General features: G+C 68.7%; 20 protein-coding genes. 4 read left to right on the plus strand and 16 right to left on the minus strand.

Annotation, left to right across the window (positions count from 1 at the left end; genetic code table 11):
• Positions 1-10 precede the first annotated feature (10 nt).
• Positions 11-1,213 (minus strand): pyridoxal-phosphate-dependent aminotransferase family protein, encoded by a 1,203-nt coding sequence (locus tag A9O63_RS17160; protein WP_069333020.1) that lies wholly within the window; start codon positions 1,211-1,213, stop codon positions 11-13.
• Between the two features lie 228 nt (positions 1,214-1,441).
• Here A9O63_RS17160 and A9O63_RS17165 point away from each other — a divergent pair, with 228 nt between their 5' ends.
• Positions 1,442-3,214: an ABC transporter ATP-binding protein gene (locus tag A9O63_RS17165; protein WP_069333021.1), complete on the plus strand. Its 1,773-nt coding sequence runs from the start codon at positions 1,442-1,444 to the stop codon at positions 3,212-3,214.
• Positions 3,204-3,971, plus strand: coding sequence for a CAF17-like 4Fe-4S cluster assembly/insertion protein YgfZ (ygfZ, locus tag A9O63_RS17170; RefSeq protein WP_069333022.1), 768 nt, complete (start codon positions 3,204-3,206; stop codon positions 3,969-3,971). The genes A9O63_RS17165 and ygfZ overlap by 11 nt, the downstream gene beginning before the upstream one ends.
• A 146-nt stretch (positions 3,972-4,117) precedes the next feature.
• Here the strand turns inward: ygfZ and efp are convergent, their stop codons facing one another.
• On the minus strand, positions 4,118-4,681 hold the full coding sequence (gene efp / locus A9O63_RS17175) for an elongation factor P (RefSeq protein ID WP_002720412.1): 564 nt from the start codon (positions 4,679-4,681) through the stop codon (positions 4,118-4,120).
• A gap of 208 nt (positions 4,682-4,889) precedes the next feature.
• Here efp and A9O63_RS17180 point away from each other — a divergent pair, with 208 nt between their 5' ends.
• On the plus strand, positions 4,890-5,216 hold the full coding sequence (locus tag A9O63_RS17180) for a DUF6280 family protein (RefSeq protein ID WP_002720413.1): 327 nt from the start codon (positions 4,890-4,892) through the stop codon (positions 5,214-5,216).
• A 354-nt stretch (positions 5,217-5,570) separates the two neighbouring features.
• On the opposite strand, the gene A9O63_RS17185 is transcribed toward A9O63_RS17180, so the two are convergent.
• From A9O63_RS17185 to A9O63_RS17195, 3 genes are all read right to left on the minus strand, one after another.
• A complete protein-coding gene (locus A9O63_RS17185; protein WP_069333023.1) occupies positions 5,571-6,233 on the minus strand; it encodes a hypothetical protein in 663 nt (220 codons plus the stop codon).
• A 150-nt stretch (positions 6,234-6,383) separates the two neighbouring features.
• Positions 6,384-7,784, minus strand: coding sequence for a TolC family outer membrane protein (locus A9O63_RS17190; protein ID WP_069333024.1), 1,401 nt, complete (start codon positions 7,782-7,784; stop codon positions 6,384-6,386).
• A 47-nt stretch (positions 7,785-7,831) separates the two neighbouring features.
• Entirely contained in the window at positions 7,832-8,485 is a 654-nt protein-coding gene (locus A9O63_RS17195) for a protein-L-isoaspartate O-methyltransferase family protein (protein WP_069333025.1), read from the minus strand.
• 167 nt (positions 8,486-8,652) lie between these two features.
• On the opposite strand from A9O63_RS17195, the gene A9O63_RS17200 reads away from it, so the two are divergent.
• Positions 8,653-10,035: an NAD(P)/FAD-dependent oxidoreductase gene (locus tag A9O63_RS17200; protein ID WP_069333026.1), complete on the plus strand. Its 1,383-nt coding sequence runs from the start codon at positions 8,653-8,655 to the stop codon at positions 10,033-10,035.
• A 26-nt stretch (positions 10,036-10,061) separates the two neighbouring features.
• On the opposite strand, the gene dxs is transcribed toward A9O63_RS17200, so the two are convergent.
• From dxs to bchC, 11 genes are all read right to left on the minus strand, one after another.
• Positions 10,062-12,008: a 1-deoxy-D-xylulose-5-phosphate synthase gene (gene dxs / locus A9O63_RS17205; protein ID WP_069333027.1), complete on the minus strand. Its 1,947-nt coding sequence runs from the start codon at positions 12,006-12,008 to the stop codon at positions 10,062-10,064.
• Between the two features lie 173 nt (positions 12,009-12,181).
• Positions 12,182-12,430, minus strand: coding sequence for a reaction center-light-harvesting complex protein PufX (gene pufX / locus A9O63_RS17210; RefSeq protein ID WP_069333028.1), 249 nt, complete (start codon positions 12,428-12,430; stop codon positions 12,182-12,184).
• A gap of 12 nt (positions 12,431-12,442) precedes the next feature.
• Entirely contained in the window at positions 12,443-13,369 is a 927-nt protein-coding gene (gene pufM, locus A9O63_RS17215) for a photosynthetic reaction center subunit M (protein WP_069333029.1), read from the minus strand.
• Positions 13,362-14,210, minus strand: coding sequence for a photosynthetic reaction center subunit L (pufL, locus tag A9O63_RS17220; RefSeq protein WP_069333030.1), 849 nt, complete (start codon positions 14,208-14,210; stop codon positions 13,362-13,364). Before pufL ends, pufM begins: the two co-directional genes overlap by 8 nt.
• Positions 14,211-14,333: 123 nt before the next feature.
• Positions 14,334-14,510: a light-harvesting antenna LH1, alpha subunit gene (pufA, locus tag A9O63_RS17225; protein ID WP_002720422.1), complete on the minus strand. Its 177-nt coding sequence runs from the start codon at positions 14,508-14,510 to the stop codon at positions 14,334-14,336.
• Between the two features lie 13 nt (positions 14,511-14,523).
• Positions 14,524-14,673, minus strand: coding sequence for a light-harvesting antenna LH1, beta subunit (pufB, locus tag A9O63_RS17230; RefSeq protein ID WP_002720423.1), 150 nt, complete (start codon positions 14,671-14,673; stop codon positions 14,524-14,526).
• A 130-nt stretch (positions 14,674-14,803) separates the two neighbouring features.
• Positions 14,804-15,037 carry a photosystem biosynthesis protein PufQ gene (gene pufQ / locus A9O63_RS17235; RefSeq protein ID WP_009565703.1) on the minus strand — a complete coding sequence of 78 codons (234 nt, stop codon included), beginning with the start codon at positions 15,035-15,037 and terminating at the stop codon, positions 14,804-14,806.
• Entirely contained in the window at positions 15,034-16,509 is a 1,476-nt protein-coding gene (gene bchZ / locus A9O63_RS17240; protein ID WP_002720425.1) for a chlorophyllide a reductase subunit Z, read from the minus strand. The genes pufQ and bchZ overlap by 4 nt, the downstream gene beginning before the upstream one ends.
• On the minus strand, positions 16,509-18,017 hold the full coding sequence (gene bchY, locus A9O63_RS17245; protein ID WP_069333031.1) for a chlorophyllide a reductase subunit Y: 1,509 nt from the start codon (positions 18,015-18,017) through the stop codon (positions 16,509-16,511). Before bchY ends, bchZ begins: the two co-directional genes overlap by 1 nt.
• A 75-nt stretch (positions 18,018-18,092) precedes the next feature.
• Positions 18,093-19,094: a chlorophyllide a reductase iron protein subunit X gene (locus A9O63_RS17250; RefSeq protein ID WP_043763104.1), complete on the minus strand. Its 1,002-nt coding sequence runs from the start codon at positions 19,092-19,094 to the stop codon at positions 18,093-18,095.
• The gene (gene bchC, locus A9O63_RS17255) at positions 19,091-20,047 is read right to left on the minus strand and encodes a chlorophyll synthesis pathway protein BchC (protein ID WP_009565695.1); all 957 of its coding nucleotides are present in this window, start codon (positions 20,045-20,047) and stop codon (positions 19,091-19,093) included. The genes A9O63_RS17250 and bchC overlap by 4 nt, the downstream gene beginning before the upstream one ends.
• Between the last annotated feature and the right edge of the window lie 55 nt (positions 20,048-20,102).

Raw genomic sequence — 20,102 nt, forward strand, 5'->3', positions numbered from 1 at the left:
GCGCCCCGGATCAGGCTGCCGCGCCGAGGGCGGCGGCGGCGGCGGCCAGCGCCCCCTCCCCGTGCGGGATCTCGAGGGCTGCAAGGCCCGCCTCCATCACCGCGAGCGCGCCGAGCGTCATGTGGGCGTTCACATGGCCCATGTGCGCGACCCGGAGGAACCCGTGATAGGCGGGCTCGGAGGGCAGCGCCATGCCGAGGCCGATGCCGAGCGTCACGCCCGCCCGCGTCTCGGTCCATTCCCGCAGCCGCGTCGCATGGGGCGCGCCCATCCGGGCCGCCGTCACCGACCGGCCGCGCTCTGCGGCATCGGCCACGTTGAGCGCGATCTCGGGATTGCCCGCGCCCCAGTGGTCGAAGGCCGTCCAGACCGCCCGCGCCAGCGCCTCGTGGCGCGCCCAGACCGCGGGCAGCCCTTCCTCGAGGATCATGTCGAGCGCCGCCCGCAGCCCGTAGAGGTGATGGGTCGGTGCCGTGCCGCAGAAATGCTGCCAGAATTCGGTGCCGAAGCTGCGGGGCGTCCAGTCCCAGTAGGGCGTGCGCAGATCCGACGCACGGCACCGGTCGAGCGCGCGGTCGGAATACCACACGAAGCCCAGCCCCGGCGGGGTCATCAACCCCTTCTGGCTGGCGCCGACCGTCACGTCGGCCCCCCATTCGTCCATGCGATATTCGTCGCAGGCGAGCGAGGCGATGCAATCGACCGCGAGCAGCGCCGGATGGCCCACGGCATCGATGGCGCCGCGGAGCGCGGCCACATCGTTGCGGATCGAGGTGGCCGTGTCGACATGGGTCACCAGCACCGCCTTGATCCGATGCCCGGGGTCCGCCCGCAGCGCCTCCTCCAGCCGTGCGGGATCGGCGGGCGCGGTCCGGCCGAAGTCGATCAGCTGCACATCGACGCCGAGCGCGCGGGCGCTCTCGGCCCAACCGTGGCCGAAGCGGCCGGTGGCCAGCACCAGCGCCCGGTCGCCGCGGCTGAAGAGGTTGGCGTTGGCCGCCTCCCAGGCGCCGTGCCCGTTCGCGATATAGAGCGCGACCTGATGCTCGGTGCCGGCAATGCGCTTCAGGTCCGGCCAGAGGCTGGCCACCATCTCGTGCAGGGCACCTTCGTAGATGTTGGGCGCGGCACGGTGCATGGCGTTCAGCACCCGGTCCGGCATGGCGGAGGGACCGGGAATGGCAAGGTAGGGACGGCCGTGCGCAAGCGACATGGATCTTCTCCGGGAGTTGGCCCGAGATGGCTACGCCCGCGTCCGAAGAAGGTCAATCGGCGCGCGCGGGCCCGGACCTGCGGCCGCGCGTGGGGGCCCCGCGACCGCATCGCGGAACAGGATGCTCGCCTGCTCGCGGCGGCCGCGCGCGGGGGCCCCGCCCCTCGCCGCCTTGCCACCGGCCGCGCTTTCGCGATAGACCCTGCGGACCCTTTGACGAGGCCGCCCTTGCCCCGCACACCCGCCGATCCGCGCTACAGCTCCGGCCGACTGTTCGGCCGGCTCTGGCACGGCTATCTCAAGCGCCACACGGGCACGATGAGCATAGCCTTCCTGCTCAACGTGATCGAGGGCTCGACGCTCGGCGCGCTCTCCTGGCTGATCCAGCCGCTCTTCGACCGCGTCTTCGCCCCGGGCGGCAACAACCTGCTGCCCTGGGTGGGCCTCGCGATCCTCGGCCTCTTCGTACTGCGCGCGATCACCTCGGTGGCTTCCAAGGCCATTCTCACGCGGGTCTCGCAGATCAGCTCGACCTCGATGCAGGTGGATCTGCTCCGCCACATCCTGACCCTCGATCAGGGCTTCTTCCAGAAGAACCCGCCCGGCGCGCTGATGGAGCGGGTGCAGGGCGACACCAACGCCGTGCAGGGCGTCTGGTCGAGCGTGATCCTCGGGATGGGGCGCGACGCGGTCTCGCTGATCGGGCTCTTTGCCGTGGCGGTCTCCATCGATCCGGTCTGGACACTGGCCGCGCTGGTGGGGGCGCCGCTCCTGATCCTGCCCACGGTGGTCGTGCAGCGCTACATCCGCAAGAAGACGCGCCAGATGCGGGTGCAGGCCGGGGCACGCTCCACCCGGCTCGACGAGATCTTCCACGGCATCCAGCCGATCAAGCTGAACCGGATGGAGACCTACCAGCTCGACCGGTTCCGGCGGATCGTCGATCTGATCGTGCGGGGCGAGCTCAAGATGGCGGTGGGCCGGGCCACCATGCCCGCGCTGATCGATGTCATCACCGGGATCGGCTTCTTCGCCGTGCTCGTCCTCGGCGGGCGCGAGATCGCCTCGGGCGAGCGGACGACGGGCGAATTCATGTCCTTCTTCACCGCCATGGCCCTCCCCTCCCAGCCGCTCCGGCGTCTGGGCGACCTCTCGGGCTTCTGGCAGATCGCGGCCGCCAGCCTCGAGCGGATATACCGGCTCTTCGACACCGAACCCGACGTGCTGCGCCGCCCGGCCACCGCCACGCCTAAAGCGGGCGTTCCCGAGATCCTGATCGAGGACGTGCATTTCGCCTACGACGAGCATCCCGTGCTGAACGGCCTCAGCTTCCGGGCAGCGCCAGGCAAGATGACCGCCCTCGTGGGCCCGTCGGGCGCGGGCAAGAGCACGGTCTTCCATCTGCTCACCGGCCTCGTCGAGCCCCATGCGGGGCGCGTGCTCCTCAACGGCGTCGACGCGGCGGACATGTCTCTGTCGGACCTGCGCGCGCAATTCGCCGTCGTCTCGCAGGAGGCGGGCCTCTTCGACGAGACGATCCGCGAGAACGTGACCCTCGGCCGCGAGGTGCCGCGCGACCGGCTCCGGGCCGCGCTCGAGGCCGCGCATGTGGCAGAGTTCGTCGACGGCCTGCCCGAGGGCGATCTGACGCCCGCGGGGCCGCGCGGCTCGCGTCTTTCGGGCGGTCAGCGCCAGCGGGTTGCCATCGCCCGCGCGCTCGTGTCGGATGCGCCGGTGCTGCTCCTCGACGAGGCGACCTCGGCGCTCGACGCAGCCTCCGAGGCGCTGGTGGCCGAGGCGCTGAGCCGGCTCGGCGAAGGGCGCACGACGCTGGTCATTGCCCACCGGCTCTCGACCGTGCGGCAGGCCGACCGGATCGTGGTCATGGAAGCGGGCCGCGTCGTCGATCAGGGCACGCACGAGGAATTGCTGGCGCGGGGCGGTCTCTATGCCGACCTGCACCGGCTCCAGTTCAGGAACGGAGAGGCCGATGCCGGGTGAGATCGCAACCGACCGCAGGCTCTGGGACATCTCGGGCAAGGACGGCCTGCATTTCCTGCAGGGGCTCGTCTCGAACGACGTCCGACCGCTCGAGACCTCCGACGGGATCGTCTGGGCGGCGCTCCTCTCGCCGCAGGGAAAGTATCTGGCGGACTTCTTCGTGGTCCGCACCGGCGGGCGGCTCTTCATCGACATCTCGGAGCGGGTGGCCGAGCCTACGCTGAGGCGGCTCACCATGTATCGCCTGCGCGCCGACGTGCAGATCGCGCCGCTCGACCTGTCGGTCGTGCGCGGCCTTGGCGAGGCGCCCGCAGGCGCCCTGCCCGACCCGCGCCACCCGGCCCTCGGCTGGCGCGGCTACGGGCTCGACGGCGGCGCCCCCGAAGTGGACTGGGACGCGATCCGCGTGGCCCATCTCATCCCCGAAAGCGGGCTCGAGCTGATCCCCGACGACAGCTACCTGCTCGAATCGGGCTTTGAGCGGCTGCACGGCGTGGACTTCCGCAAGGGCTGCTATGTGGGCCAGGAAGTGACCGCCCGCATGAAGCACAAGACCGAGCTGCGGAAGGGTTTGGTGCGCGTGAGCATCTCGGGCGAGGCACCGTTCGGAGCCGAGATCACCGCCGACGGCAAGCCCGCGGGCACGCTCTTCACCCGCTCGGGCGACCGCGCCATCGCCCATGTCCGCCACGACCGGGCCGAGGGCGAGATGCGCGCGGGCGAGGCCATCCTGCATCTGGATCCGCTCGCGGAGTGACGGCCACCCGCGGGGGGCTTTCCGCCCCCCGCACCCCCCGAGGATATTTGCGCCAGAATGAAGGAGGAGGGCCGTGCGCGGGGCGCGCCGCTCGGGCGGAGCCTGTGCCTGCGGGCCGGCCGATCCCGCCCCCGTGTCGAGGGCGGTCAGACGCGCTCGGAATATTCCATGAATTCGGTATGCACGAGGATCTCCTCGTCCGGTCCGATGAAGGGCGGCACCATGATCCGCATCCCGTTGTCGAGGATGGCCGGCTTGTAGCTGTTGGCGGCGGTCTGGCCCTTCACCACCGGCTCGGTCTCGACGACGCGGCAGCGGACCTTCGCCGGCAGCGTGACGTTCAGCGGCTCGTCGCCGAAATAGTTCACCGTGGCGACCATCCCGTCCTGCAGGAAGGGCCGCCGTTCGCCCAGAAGCTCGGCGTCGATCTCGACCTGTTCGAAGCTTTCGGCATCCATGAAGATCAGCCGGCCGTCGCTTTCATAGAGGAACTGCTGGTCCTTGTTCTCGAGTTCGGTGCGCTCCACCTTGTCCTCGGAGCGGAACCGCTCGTTCAACTTGCGCCCGTCGCGGAGGTTCTTGAGCTCCACCTGCGCGAAAGCCCCGCCCTTGCCGGGCTTCACATGGTTGACCTTCACGGCCGCCCAGAGTCCCCCGTCATGCTCGAGGATGAACCCCGGCTTGATCTCGTTTCCGTTAATCTTCGGCATGCTGCATCCCGGCGCGCTTGATCGGCTGTGGCGCTACGCTATATATGCCCCCGGATCGGGCGGCAATGCCTCTGGAAGCGGGGGCCGTCGGCTACGAGACTTGACCACAGTGCATGGCGGACATTCCAAACGGAACATCCTGAATCGCGGCTGGTTATGCATATTCGCCGAACGCCACAAGAGAAAAGAGCAAGAACAGGACAAACTCATGGCCGATTTCATTGACAGCACCGCTTTCAACTTCGAACAGGGGCAACGTGCCCGAAAACTGTTCGCTGCCGTGGTGCTGGCCGCGCTGGATGATGCCATCGCGGACGACAAGAAGTATGGCAACGGGCCGGAACAGATCGCCCGCTGGGCACGGTCGCGCGACGGGCGCGAAGTGCTTTCCTGCGCCGGGATCGACCCCAACGAGCGGGTCGTGAAGGGACTGATGGAATTTGTGAGCAAGGGCATCCGCACCTCGGTTGCGCTCTCGCGCGAAGAGAGCGAGCGGCGCCATGCGCTCGAAATGGATCAGGCCGAAGCGGCCTGAGCCATCCGCCATCGACAGGACGACGCGCCCTTCGGGGCGCGTTTTTCTTTGGGCGCATCGACCGGGGGCGAGGTTTTACCCGGCTTCGGCCGGGCCCTCTCAGACGCGGCGCGCACGCGCCTCGGCACTCCACGTCCGGGCTTGCGGTATCCCCAACTCGCTCTCGGGGCGGCGTCCTGGAGCATTCCCGGACAGGTCGAGGCGAAGAGGGTCGCGGCGATCCTCTCGCTCCGGGTCTCCGGTCGGGGGGCGGCGACACTCCCGCGTTTCACCGCATGGGAGACCATGGCAGATGGCCGGGCCGCGCCCGGCCGCCTTGGGGGCGACCTCGCCGATCGGCTCGGGCCGAGGTCGTCAGGAGGAATCGCGGGCCAGGAGCGCGCGATGGATCTCGGCGCGGATCAGCTTGCGGATGTTGCGGGTGATGCGCTCGCCCAACTCGCCCTGAAGCTCCTCGCGGATCACGGCCTGCACCATCGCGCGCAGACGGTCGTCCTCGAGATCGAGCGCCCCCTCGGAGGCGGCGGGCGCCCGCGCGGCGGCTGACACAGGCAGGCGGGTCTCGCGATCCGCCGTGGCAGCCTCCTGCTGCTGGCGCGCCTCCTCTCCGGCCGCGCTCCGTCCAGCGCGCGGATCCTGCGGGACCGGATCGGCAGCCGGCTCCGCCTCCGGCGCGGCGGGTGAGCCCGCCTTCTCCATCCCGTCCGGTTCGGCCGGGGACGCATGGGGCGCCGTGAGATCCACCCGCGCCGCTCCACCAGCGAGGCTCACGACCGTCGCAGGCCGGATGAAGGGCGCGCCGGTCTCGGGATCGCTCTCGGGCAGCCAGTCCTCCTCGGCCTCCATGAAGGGCGCCGGCGGCACGGGATCGGCCGGCGTCACCACCCGAAGCGCCGGGGTCAGGACCAAGGGATCGGGGCCGACCGGCAGGGGCTCGCCTCCCGCGCCCTCGGCCACCAGCCGACGGATCGAGGACAGAACATCCCCATACTCCACATTGGTCATGCGTTCCGTCATCTGGCTCTCCGGTCCTGGCATCTTCTCAGTCTAAGAGGCATGGGCCTCCGGCACAAGTTCCGGTCGGGGAAGGGTCGATACCCGCCCATGCACGCCAAAAAGGAAACGGGGCCGGACTGTCCGACCCCGCGCCCCGCAAGAAGGAAAGTCTCAGTTCCGGCCGATCGACTTCAGCACGCGGTCGAGCCGCTTGCCCTGCGAGCTGGTGGCCGGCGCGTTCTTCACGGCATTGTAGTAGGCCGCCGGATCGTAGGTCGGAATGCCAAGATTGAGATGTTCGACGGTGAGCAGCCCCATCGAGGCCAGCACCTGATACATGCCCACATAGCGCTGCGCCTCGGCGGTGAGACGGTCGGCCTGCGCGTTCAGGAGGTCCTGCTCGGCGTTCAGCACGTCGAGCGTGGTCCGGGCGCCGAGCGTCGCTTCCTCGCGCACGCCCTCGAAGGCGGTGCGGGCGGCGCGCACTTCTTCGTCACCCGCGGCGATGGCGGCGGAGGCCACCTCGACCGTCGACCAGGCGATGCCCACATTCTGCGCCACGTTCACGCCGGTCTGCAGCAGGTTCGCCTTCTGCGCATCGCGGTTGGCGAGCGTCTGGCGGTAGAGCGCGGACAGTTCGCCCCCGGCATAGAGCGTGTGCCGGAGCGAGAGACCGACGCTGGCCGATTCCTGCCCTTCGTCGTCGAGTCCCACATTCGCCTCGGCGCTGATCGAGGGGCGCATCGCGGCCTTGGCGCGCGCCACGTTCAGATCGGCCGCCGCCCCCTGCCGCTGGGCCTGACGCACCTGCGGATGGGCGCGGAGCGCGACCTGACGGGCCGCCTCGACGGTCGCGGCGGTGCGCGGCGCGGCGGGACGCGGCGCGAGATCGACCGGATAATGGCCCACCGCGGCCTTGTAGGCCTCGCGTGCCACCACGAGATCGCCCTCGGCCGAGGTCAGGTCGGACCGCGAGGCCGCCAGCGCGGCCTGGGCCTGCGACACGTCGGTGCGCGTGACCTCGCCCACGTCGAACCGGTCCTGCGCCGCCTGCAGTTCCTGATCGATCAGCCCGAGGTTGTTGCGCCGCAGATTGACGATGGATTGCGCGAGCTGCACCTGCACATAGGCATTGACCGCATCGAGCAGCACGTTCTGCTCGACCTGCACCAGCGCCTCGCGGGTGGCCAGCACCGTCTCCTTGGCGGCCTCGACGGCGAGCGCGTTGCGCCCGAAGTCATAGAGCGTCATCGAGGCGGTGAGCCCGACCGAGGAGTTCAGGTTCTCCACGTTGCTGCGTCCTGCGGGGGTCACGAGCGTCGCATCCGCATGAACCCGCTGGAAGCTGTAGGTCGATTGCGCGACGAACTGCACGACGGGGCGGAGCGCCGCGACGGCCACCGCCACATCCTCGTCGGTCGCCCGCAGAAGCGCGCGATTCTGTTCGAGGAGGTTGCTGCTGCGGTAGGCGGAGATAAGGGCATCGGCGAGCGTCTCCGCCTGTGCCGCGGACGAGGCCATCACCGCCAGAGCCGAGCAGGTCGCCACGGCCCACAGTCTGATCTTTCTCATTGCCCTCTCCACTGTCCCGTCAATCTCTTGTTTCTGAAAGACTTGCCTTACAACGCAAAATCGCGCTTCACCTCGAACCCCGGCAGGACCGGGGCACTGGCATTGAAAACCGGGCGCCAGGTGATCGCCCCGTCGACCTTGTATCCGATGCGGGCCACGCCGAGCGGGCCTTCCATGAAGATGCAGCCGATCCGGCCGCCTTCCTTCAGCTGGTCGAGCAGCGCCTGCGGCACCGTCTCGACCGCGCCTTCGACCGTGATGACATCATAGGGCCCGTGCTTGGCGGCCCCGCTGGTCAGGGGGCCCACGATCACGGCCGCATTGTCCACGCCCTCGGCCGAGAGGGTGCGCTGCGCCTCGGCGGCAAGCTGCTCGTCCTCCTCGAGGCCCACGACCGCTTCCGCCAGCCGGGCGATCACGGCGCAGGAATAGCCGAGCCCGCAGGCCACATCGAGCACCGATTCCACCGGCTGGATGTTCAGCGTGTCGAGCAGCTTCGCGAAGGTCCGCGGCTCGAGCAGGACGCGGTTCGGCGCCACCACCACGTTCTCGCTCATGTAGGCGACTTCCCGCAGGGGGCGCGGCACATAGACCTCGCGCGGCACGGTCAGCATCGCATCGATGATCGGAAACTTGGTCACGTCCGAAGGGCGGATCTGCGTGTCCACCATCATCATGCGCCGCGTCGCAAAATCCGTCATCTGCCAAGCTCTTCCGTCCGCTACAGTCTCCATCCTCTTGCCACAGATGCGCAGGCGCGGCAACAGACGGCGGAACGGGTTTATCCACAGAGTGGCCGCCATCACACGCCCTTGCGAGCGGCCGTCCGCCCGTCCACTCTGCGCAGGCACAGAGCCGGAGCCCTGCCATGACGCCCTCTCCCGCCCGCAACGGCGACATTTCCTTCTGGTATGCCGACATCGGCGGGGTGCCGCAGCCGCGGCCTCCGCTGGCGGGCGATGCGCGGGCCGATGTCTGCATCGTGGGGGCGGGCTACACCGGGCTCTGGACGGCGCTCTATCTGAAGGAGCAGGCGCCCGAGCTCGAGGTGCTGGTGCTGGAGAAGGAATTCGCGGGCTTCGGTGCCTCGGGGCGCAATGGCGGCTGGCTCACCGGCAGCTTCGCCTGGACGCACGACCGGTATCTCTCGACCGGGACGGCCGAGGGCGTGCGCGCGATGGTGGCCGCCATGAGCGGCACGGTGGACGAGGTGATCCGGGTGGCCGAGGCCGAGGGGATCGATGCCGACATCCACCGGACCGACGAGCTCATGGTGGCGGTGACGCCCGCACAACGGGCCCGCGCCGAGGCCGAGGTGCGCCACCGCCAGAGCTGGGGCGAAGAGCGGGTGTCCTTCCTCGAGGCGGACGCGGTGGCGCGGCGCATCCGCATTCCGAAGACGGAAGGGGCCATGGTGGTGGGCGGCGTCGCACGGGTGCAGCCCGCCAAGCTCGTCCGCGGCCTCGCCGCCGCCGCCGAGAGGCGCGGCGTGCGGATCGCGGAAGGCACCGAGGTGCTGGGCATCGCCCCCGGTCGGGTCGAGACCCGGCGGGGCACCGTGCAGGCGCCCATCATCCTGCGTGCGACCGAGGGCTTCACCGCCACCCTGCCCGGCACGAAGCGCGACTGGCTGCCGCTCAACTCGGCCCAGATCGTGACCGAGCCGCTGCCGCCCGAGGTCTGGGATCGGATCGGCTGGGAGGGGGCCGAGATCCTCGGCGACATGGCCAATGCCTATTGCTACTGCCAGCGCACGCGCGAGGGGCGGATCGCGGTCGGCGCGCGCGGGCGGGCCTACCGCATGGGCTCGCGGATCGACGAGCGGGGCGAGGCCGATGCCGTCACCGTGGCCCATCTTCTCAAGCGGCTGCAGCGGCATTTCCCGGGCGCGGCCGAGGCGCGGATCGACCATTCCTGGTGCGGGGTGCTGGGCGTGCCGCGCGACTGGTGCGCGACCGTGGGCCTCGATCCCACCACGGGCATCGGCTGGGCGGGCGGCTATGTGGGCGTCGGGGTCTCGACCTCGAACCTCGCGGCGCGCACGCTGGCCGATCTCGCGCTCAAACGCGACACAGCGCTGACGCGGTTGCCGTGGGTCAACCGCCGTGTCCGCCGGTGGGAGCCCGAGCCGCTGCGCTGGCTGGGCGTGCGGGGCATGTATCGGCTGCTCGAGGCCGCCGACCGGCAGGAAGAGGCGGGCGGCCCGCCCTCGTGGCTCGCGGCCCTGGGCCACAGGCTCGCGGGGCGCTGACCGGCCAGCCGGTCAGCGCTGCGGGATCAGACCGCCCGCGGCTTTGCCGTCTGCCGGAGAGGCATCACGCGCCCCCGGGCGAGCGCGCCCCGCGCCGTGGCCGCGATGTCTTCGGCCCGCAGCCCCGCATCGGCATACATGTCCTCGGGGCTCGCCTGCTCGATGAAGCGGTCGGGCAGCGTCATGACCCGCAGCGCGAGGCCCCCGTCGAACCCGCCCGAATTGGCGAGATAATGCATGACATGGGCGCCGAAGCCGCCCATGGCCCCCTGCTCCACCGTCACCAGCGCCGCATGATGGCGCACCAGCTGGTCGATCAGCCCCGTGTCGAGCGGGCGCGAGAAGCGGGCGTCGGCCACGGTCACGCTCACCCCCTCGGCCTCGAGGAGTTTCGCCGCCTGCAACGCCTCGTGCAGATGCGCGCCGAAGGACAGGATCGCCACATCCGTCCCCTCGCGCACCACCCGGCCCCGGCCGAGTTCCAGCACGGTCCCGCGCTCGGGCATCTCGACGCCCACCCCCTCGCCCCGCGGGAAGCGGAAGGCGATGGGGCCCTCGTCGAAGGCCACGGCGGTGGCGATCATGTGGATGAGCTCGGCCTCGTCGGCCGCGGCCATCACGGTCATGTTCGGGAGCGTGGTCAGGAAGCCCACGTCGAAGGCCCCCGCATGGGTCGCGCCATCGGCGCCCACGAGGCCCGCGCGGTCGATCACGAAGCGGACGGGAAGGTTCTGCAGCGCCACGTCATGGGCGATCTGGTCGTAGCCGCGCTGCAGGAACGAGGAATAGATCGCGCAGAAGGGCTTCATCCCGGCCCCGGCGAGGCCCGCCGCGAAGGTCACGGCATGCTGCTCGGCGATGCCCACGTCGAAGACGCGGTTCGGGAAGCGTTTCTGCATGATATCGACGCCGGTGCCCGAGGGCATGGCGGCGGTGATGGCCACGATGCGCGGATCGCGCGCGGCCTCCTCGGTCAGCGTGGTGCCGAAGACCTTGGTGTAGTTCGGCGCGTTGGCGACCGACTTCTTCTGCTCGCCCGTGACGGGGTCGAACTTGTTCACCCCGTGATACTTGTCGGGGGCGTTCTCGGCGGGGGCGTAGCCCTTGCCCTTCTTCGTCACCACATGGATGAGCACGGGCCCCGTGGTACGCGCCCGCGCCGCGCGCAGCGTCTGGAGGAGCGCCTCCATGTCGTGGCCGTCGATGGGGCCGACATAGGTGAAGCCCAGCTCCTCGAAGAGCGTGCCCCCGCCCGGCATCCCGGTCACGAGCTGGCGCGCCCGGCGCGCCCCGTCGCGGAGCGGCCCCGGCAGCGAGGCCTCGAGCCCGTCGGCGGCCGCCCGCAGCGTGGCGAAGGGCGCCTTCGAGGAGAGGTTCACGAGATAGCGCGCAAGCGCCCCCACGGGCGGCGCGATGCTCATGTCATTGTCGTTCAGGATCACGAACAGGCGCTTGTTCAGGTGGCCCGCGTGGTTCAGCGCCTCGTAGGCCATGCCCGCGGTGATCGAGCCGTCGCCGATCACGGCGATCGTGTCGCCCACGGGCTGGCCCAGCTCGCGGCCCATGGCAAAGCCGAGCGCGGCCGAGATCGAGGTCGAGGAATGGGCCGCGCCGAACGGGTCGTAGGCGGATTCCGAGCGTTTGGTGAAGCCCGAGAGGCCGCCCTTCTGGCGCAGCGTGCGCATCTGCTCGCGCCGGCCGGTGAGGATCTTGTGGGGGTAGCACTGGTGGCCCACGTCCCAGACGAGCTTGTCGGTGGGCGTGTTGAAGACCGCATGCAGCGCGACGGTCAGCTCGACCACCCCCAGCGAGGATCCCAGATGTCCTCCCGTCTCGGCAACGACCGAAATCACCTCGGAACGCACTTCGTCGGCCAGCCGCTCCAGTTCGGCGTCACTCAGCGCCTTCATGTCGGCCGGGCAGCAGACGCGATCCAAAAGCGGGGTTTCGGGTCGCGGGGTGGGATTGGTCATCAGAGCCTCCCGTGAATGTCAAAAGGGTGCCGTGCGGTCTTCCACACGGCACCAGGTCCCTGTCGCCAACAGGAAGGGAACCGGGCTGTGGTGTCGCCCCGGACCCGGGCCGGCGATCTGGCCCGGACTTGGAGGGGCGGGCGGCCTGCTGCCGCCCTGCCCCGAGACTTGTCTCAGACGAGATGCTTGATCAGCTCGATCCCGGTCTCCAGAGCGCCGGTGATGTTCGGCGCCGGAGCGGGGTTCTCGTCGATCGGAAGCATCCGCCCGACCACCCGGAAGAACCCGATGAGAAGGAGCGTCCCGAAGAACACGCCGCCGGCCCAGCCCGCACCCTTCATCATCTGGAAGGCGACCCAGAGGCGAAGGTTGGTCTTCGGATTGGTGTTGAGGTGATCGTTGAAGATGGTCTTGTCAGCCATTGTGATCGCTCCTCAGTTCAGCGGCGCCATGCCGTGGTTCTGGCCCCAGACGTACCAGTTGTCCACGACCGTGCCCGAGAGCAGGATGCCGATGCCGCCTGTGAGGGTCACGAGGACCGCCATCCAGATGGCCCAGCGGTGGATGCCTTCCATCGTGGCGTTGAAACCCATGGTCCAGCGCCAGAAGAGGGCGGCCCGCTCCGCTGCCGTCCCGCGGTCGGCGATCTGCTCCAGCTCGCGCTCGCCGCCGAAGCGGGAGACCGCGAGGATGGTCGCGCCGTGCATCGCGAAGAGCAGGGCCGAACCGTAGAGGAAGGCGATCGAGAGACCGTGGAAGGGGTTGTAGAACAGGTTGCCGTGGACGAGCGAGAAGTTGTTCGTCCAGTCGAGGTGCGAGAAGATGCCGTAGGGAACCGCTTCCGACCAGGACCCCATGAGGATCGGACGGATGAAGCCCAGCACCATCCACAGCCAGATGGCCGAGAGGAACGCCCAGGCGGTGTGCTTGCCCATGCCCAGCGCCTGAGCGCGGAGATAGGTGCGGCCCCACCAGGACCAGACCGCGACGAACATGAAGAACGACGCGATCAGCCACAGACCGCCTTCCTTCAGCGGAGCCGCGAAGGACAGCCCGTATTCGGGTGCCGGCGGCTCGAGCGAGAAGAAGAACAGGTCGCGCAGGAAGACGGCCGGGTTCCAGCCCGCCTGATACCAGAACCAGATCCCGATGGTGAAGAACCACATCAGGCCCGAGAAGAGGGACAGGACGCCGAGCGAGCCGAGATAGATCGGGCCGAGCTGGGCGTTGCCGAACCAGCCGAGCAGGGTCGAGAAGGGACCGACGCCCGAACGGTTGGCCAGGTTGACGTCTTCGGTCATCCCCAGGTCGGCCGGTCCGCGGACCTGGACCTGGGTGAAGATGTTCTGATACTCAGCCATTGATGCCTCCCGGGATGTTCGCCCACCACGGCAGCTTCACCCACCATTGCCACCAGTCGACCCACTGATCGAACCAGATGGTGCCGGTGATGATCATGCAGAGGGCGCTGAAGAAGACGGCGCTCAGCGAGAGCAGCAGGCCGAGGCGGTGGATGCCGAGCGTCCCGATCGAGTAGCCGACCAGATCGCGGAAGAACGTGTCCTCGTGATCCGGCGTCCGCATTTCCTTGCCCTTCTCGGGGTTGGCCGCGGAGAGCACCAGGGCGCCGTGCAGCGCCAGAGCCAGCGCGTTCGTGAAGAAGAACGTGATGGCGATCATGTGGGCAGGGTTGTAGTGGAAGTTGCCGTAGGTGTAGCCCGTGTTCGACACCCAGTCGAGGTGCGTCCAGATCCCGTAGGGGAAGGCATAGCCCCAGGCGCCCATCATCACCGGGCGGAACAGCACCAGCGTCAGGTAGGCCAGGATGGCGAACGCGAAGGCGAACGGGATATGGTACCCGATGCCCAGCTTACGGCAGATTTCGACTTCGCGCAGCGCCCAGCTGACGAAGGCACCGGTGGCGCAGATCGTGATGATCTGCCACAGCCCGCCTTTTGCGAGGGGTGCACCTCCCAGGCCATATTCAAGGGCCGGCGGGTAGACAGAGATGAGTTGGGGGTTCCAGGTGCCCTGGAGTACGGCACTCCAGGCAATCAGAATGATACCCAGGGCCGCGAAGAAAAACGTCGCAACCCCGAAGAAGCCGACATAGAAAGGGCCGACCCAGAAGTCGAACAGGTTTCCGCCGACCAGCGTGCCCCCCGGCACGCGATATTTTCGCTCGAAGCTGAGCAGTGCCATGCTTCCCTCTCCGCTTGCAGTCGGCCCAACCCGCGCTTGCGCGCGAAGCGGAGCCGTCTCAATGGCTGAACCTTGGAATCGTCGCGGGCGGTGGGTGCCGCCCGCGACGGAGGGCCGGCCCGATTACTCGGCGACGGCGACGCGGTTGTACTTGGCGGCAGAGATTTCCAGCCAGTTGTAGCTGGGGGTGCTCAGCAGGATGAGGTGGATCATCACCGCGAGGAGGAACAGGAACACGCCCTGAGCCACGAACACGCGACGGGGGTCGAAGATCATCCAAATTTTGTAGAACTTGCTCATGATCTTGTTCTCCTCAGAACCACGGACGCCAGATGTACACAGCGAGGTGAGCGACGATCGCCACCGCGCTGAACAGCCAAAGACCGCTCATGTAGACGGAGTGCAATTCCTGCGCCTGCTCGTCCGTAAGACCTGTGTAGCCCAGGTCGGATTTATCAGCCATGCTATCCTCCGGATCGTAAGACTGACGCCACATGCTGGTGGCGTGGGTTACGGTAAGGCACCATGCCCTCCCGATTAATCCGCCGCCCCTTGGGGAGACGACGAATGGCGTGTCGCGTCCTGACCTGCGGTCAGGCGCGGAAAATCAGCGGCGTGATCGCCTTGGCATCGAACCAGGCGGACGCGAAGGGGCCGCGCTTGGGCAGCCTGCGGTGGCGGATCGTCGAGACGATCCAGCTCACGAAGGCCACCGGGAAGGCGCCCAGCAGAATGACGGCGAAGTAGACGTAGAACTCGGCACGCGGTGCTCGGTGCCCGTGGGCCCTGGCGGCATGGACCGGCGTGTTGACGGCATGATCGCTCATTGGTTCTCTCCCTTCCTCTCGCCGAAGCCCGGCCCACGCAGGGCTTCGACAGTCTCTCTCACGACCCTCTCGGCACCGGCATCGAGGGCAGCCTTCTCGGCGGCGTCGCGCAAGGCACGCGCGGCGCTGATCCGGGTGAGAACCGGATGCTCCTCTACGATGCGGTCCAGGGCCGCTTGCGCATCGGCATCCCACGGGAAGTCGCGGCGCAGTGTCGTCGGCGTGGCGGCGGCGCTGTCCATCTCCGTGCCGAGGGGCAGGATGTGGAACAGGGCGTCGAACAGGGCGTTGCAAACTTCCTGCAGTAACCACGTGGCACCTGCATATCCCATAACGGGCGTTCCGGTAGCGCGCCGGATCGCCGCACCCGGGAAAGAGGCAGCGATGAAAGAGGGTTGCGGGCCGTGGCCGGCCTTGAGTTCCGCAAGGTAAATCTTCTCGTTGATCGACCCCATGAGCACGAGCGGACGGTGCTGGCGGATCAGTCCGCGCACCGCCTCGTTGTCGGTCTTCGAGCCCCTCTTGCGGGCCACGGCGAAGGCGCAGGGCAGCCCCAGATCGCCTTCGAGGTAGTTTCGGATGCCTCTTGCATAAGTTTCGGTCGCCACGATTCCGAAATTGGCCGTCCCGAAGAAGTCCTGCGTGACACTCCGCCACAGATCCCACACGGGCTTCAGGGTGGAGTGCTTCTCGCGCGCGATGAAGGGCTCGGGATCGAGGCCCAGAATCTCGCCGAGACGGCGCAGGAAGGCGGTCGTGCTCTCGACCCCGATGGGCGCCTGGAGGTAGGGTTTGCCCAGAACCTCGGCCAGCCCGCGGCCGAATTCGCGGTACATGACGATGTTGGCGTCGGCATTGACCAAGTGTCGCATCTCGGCCAGATGCGCGCCCAGGGGCATCACCATGTTCACTTCGGCGCCGATCCCTTCGACCAGACGGCGAATCTCGTGCAGGTCCGAGGCCATGTTGAAGACGCCGTACATGGGCCCGAGGATGTTCACCCGCGGCTTCGCCCCCTCGGGGCGCTTGGCTTCGGGCGGCATGCGACCCTTGGTCATCCCGAATTCCGAGAAGATCCAGGTCATCGCCCGGTCGGCCGCTTCCCACTGGTCCTCGTCGATGGTGCGCGGCAGGAAGCGCTGGATGTTCGTGCCCTGCGGCGTCACGCCGCCGCCGATCATCTCGGCGATCGATCCCGTGACCACCACCGCGGGCAGCGCCGGATCCAGCACCTTCCAGGCCCGGCTCATCGAGGCCTCGGTGCCCTCGCTCATCTCGCTCTCGCCGAGGCCCGTCACCACGATGGGCAGCTCGTGCGGGGGCAGCGCGTCGGTGTAATGCAGCACCGAGGTCACGGGCAGGTTCTCGCAGCCCACCGGGCCGTCGATCACCACCTGAAGCCCCTTCACCGCACAGAAGGCATAGACGGCGCCCCAGTAGCCCCCTGCCCTGTCATGATCCTGCACGAGCATCAGATCATCTCCTCGGACTTGGCGGCCCGGGCGGCCTTCTCGAGCTTCTTCTGGTGCGCGGCACGGAAGTCGGGGCGCAGGTTGGGCGCGCCCTCCCAGATGCCGGCCGTATCCCCCTCGCCCACACCGGCGAAGAAGGCCTTCATCCTCGACATCCGCTCGCGGTTGCCGATGGCCGCATTCATCACCTGCGCGAGGCTGCCCGCTCCGGCCGGCCCCATCAGCGGCCGGGCCGAGATGAGGTTGGTGAAGTAGAGCGACGGGATGCCCAGCGACTTGGCGTTCTGCACCACCGGCGTCGTGCCCACGGCGAGGTCGGGCTCGAAGCCCTGCATCGCGGCGAGATCGTCCTCGAGCGAGGCGCGGAACTTCACGACCGTGCCTCTGGCCTCGAGCCATTCGCGGTCGGCGGCACTCCAGGGCGTCCTGCCCGCGGCCGTGCCCACATAGGGCACCTCGGCGCCGCTCTCGATCAGCAGGCGCGCCACGATCAGCTCGGAGCCCTCATAGCCCGAGAGCGTGATGCGGCCCTTGATCGGCGCGCCGGCCAGCGCACCCTTGATCGCGGGCAGGAAGGCGTTCTGCGCGGCAGCCACCTTGTCGGCGGCGATGCCGTAGGCCTCGCCGATGGCGGCAAGCCAGGCGGCGGTGCCGTCATGGCCCACGGGGGCGGAGCCCACGATGGCGCGGCCCGCGGCCTGAAACTCGCGGACCGAGGCGGTGTAGAACGGGTGGATCGCGGCGGCCACGCCACTGTCCAGCGCGGCATAGAGCTCGCGCCAGTCGCGGCAGGGCACCACGGGCCCCGCAGCGAGACCCAGGGGCGCCAGCAGCGCCCCGATCATCACCGGATCGGCCGGGAACATCTCGCCCAGAAGCGCCACGGTCGGCCGGTCGGACCGGCCCGAGACCGGCGCCTGCACCGGGCCCGCCTCGATCTCGGAGCGGGCATATTTCAGCATCGCCCCCGCCAGCACGTCCTTGGCCTCGGCATGGGTCGGCACGCCGAAGCCCGGCACGTCGATGCCCACGATCCGCACGCCGTTGATCTCGGAGGGCAGCAGCCGCAGCGGCACGCCCGAGGCGGTGGGCACGCAGAGGTTCGTCACCACGATGGCATCGTATCGCTGCGGATCGGCCATCTCGTGGACCGCCTCGCGGATGTCCTCGAAGAGCTTGCCCGTGACGAGCGATTCCGAGTTGAAGGGCACATAGCCGATCGAGCGCCGCGCACCGTAGAAATGCGAGACGAAGGAGAGCCCGTAGGTGCAGCAGGCCGAGCCCGAGATGATCGTGCCCACCCGCCGCATCCGAAGCCCGGTGCGCAGCGATCCGAAGGCCGGGCACATGCTCTGCGGCTTGTCATGGGGCCCGACCGGATAATCGGCCTTGAACCGCTCCATCAGCTCGCCATTGCCCGCGGCACTGGCCGCGGCGGCCATGTCGGCCGCCGAATGGCAGCCCATGGCCTCGGGCGCCACCGGGGCGCCGCCTGGGGTCTGGCTCATCGCCCTGCCCCCTTCCGCTTCTGGCGCGCGGCGATCTGACGGAGCGCCTGATCGAGCCGCGCGAGGGTATCGAGATCAAGCATCGTCGTAGATCACTTCCAGCGATTTCTTCGGGGCCGCGTTCTTGCCGCGCATGTCGGCATCGGTGGCGGGATCGAGCACGAAATCGGCGCCCACGGCCTCCGGCGTGAAGAGGTCGAGCAGCCCGTCCTGCGACAGCGGCTTCGGCCGGATCGGCAGCGCCTCGCCCACGGCATGGGCCAGCCCCTCGAACAGGGGCCCCCAGCGCGTGCCGGGAATGGCCACGATCTGGTAGTTGGCCGACTTGCGGCGCAGGTCCTCGTCGGCCGGGATGGTGGCGAGGATCGGGATCTGCACCGCCTCGGCAAAGGCCTTGGCCTCGCCCGTGCCGTCATCCTTGTTGATGACGAGGCCCGCCACGCCCACGTTGCCGCCGAGCTTGCGGAAATATTCCACCGCCGAGCAGACGTTGTTCGTGACATAGAGCGACTGGAGGTCGTTCGAGCCGACGAGGATCACCTTCTGCGCCATGTCGCGGGCGATGGGCAGGCCGAAGCCGCCGCAGACCACGTCGCCCAGGAAGTCGAGCAGCACATAGTCGAAGTCCCAGTCGTGGAAGCCGAGCTTCTCCAGCAGTTCGAAACCGTGGATGATGCCGCGCCCGCCGCAGCCGCGGCCCACTTCCGGGCCGCCCAGCTCCATCGCGAAGACGCCGCCCCGCTTGAAGCAGACATCGCCGATCTGGACCTCCTCGCCGGCGAGCTTCTTCTTCGCCGAGGTCTCGATGATCGTGGGGCAGGCCTTGCCGCCGAACAGAAGCGAGGTCGTGTCCGACTTCGGGTCGCAGCCGATCAGCAGCACGCGCTTGCCGATCTGGGCCATCATGTAGCTGAGGTTGGCGAGCGTGAAGCTCTTGCCGATGCCGCCCTTGCCGTAGATCGCGATGACCTGCGTCTTCTTCTTCGGCTCGCCTTGCGGCACCTCGAGCGTCGGCTCTTCCGCCGCCTCGTCGCGGAGGCGTTGGTCGAACGCCTTCAGTTCGGGTGCATCCGTCATGCGGTGGCCCTCCAATCCAGGATCATCTTGAGACAGTCGGGGTCGCTGAAGGCCGTGGCATAGGCCTCGGCCGCCTCCGACGCCGGTCGGGTGTGGGTGATCAGGTTGGCAAGCGAAAGCGCCCCGCTCTCGATCAGCGCGCGGGTAGCCACCATGTCCTCGGGCTGCCACTCGGCAGCGATGCGCAGGCGCGCCTCCTTCATGAAGGCGGGCACGAAGGTGAAGGCGACGGGCTCGGTATAGAAGCCCGCCAGCACGATTTCGCCGCCCTTGGCGAGCCGCATCACCAGACTGTCGATCAGTTTCGGATCGCCCGACGCATCGTAGATCGAGCGGTAGTCGCGGCGCTGGTCGGTCGCGGGGTCGATGACCTCGTAGCCCTGCGCATGGCGGCGCCGTTCCGCCTTGGTCTCCCAGACCACCGGCGGCTCGCCGCCCGCGGCAATGGTCAGCCGCGCAAGAAGCCGGCCCAGCGTGCCGTGACCCACGATCAGGTCCGGCAGCACATGGTTCAACCCGGCCAGCGCATGGCGCGCGGTTGCGGCAAGCGCCAGAAGCGCCCCCTCGGCCTCGAGCGCGGGATCGATGCGCACCGCGCGATGGGCGGGCGTCACGAGCCGCTTCGTCGCCGCGCCGAACAGGCCGCGGATCGGTCCCGCATCGGTCGGCGCGAAACAGTTGGAGCCCGGCACGAAGACCCGGTCGCCCGGCCGGAAGCCCGTGTCGGGCGCCGCCTCGACCACTTCGCCCGCCGCCTCGTAACCCGGCACGAGCGGGTAGCCCATGCCCGGAAAGGGCGGCATCTGGCCGGTGTAGAACAGTTTTTCGGTACCCGTCGAAATGCCCGAATGGGTGATCTCGACGACGATGTCGCCGGGCGCAGGCTCGTTCAGCTGGATGGTCTGAAGGCCAAGGTCCCGCGGACCCGACAGGATGACGGCGGTCGTTCTCACAGCGTTTTCCCCCGCGCTCTTCCGGCCGAGCGGTCCAGGGGGACTCGGGTCGGCC

The sequence above is a fragment of the Cereibacter johrii genome (assembly GCF_001720585.1).
GTDB classification, from domain to species: Bacteria; Pseudomonadota; Alphaproteobacteria; order Rhodobacterales; family Rhodobacteraceae; genus Cereibacter_A; species Cereibacter_A johrii.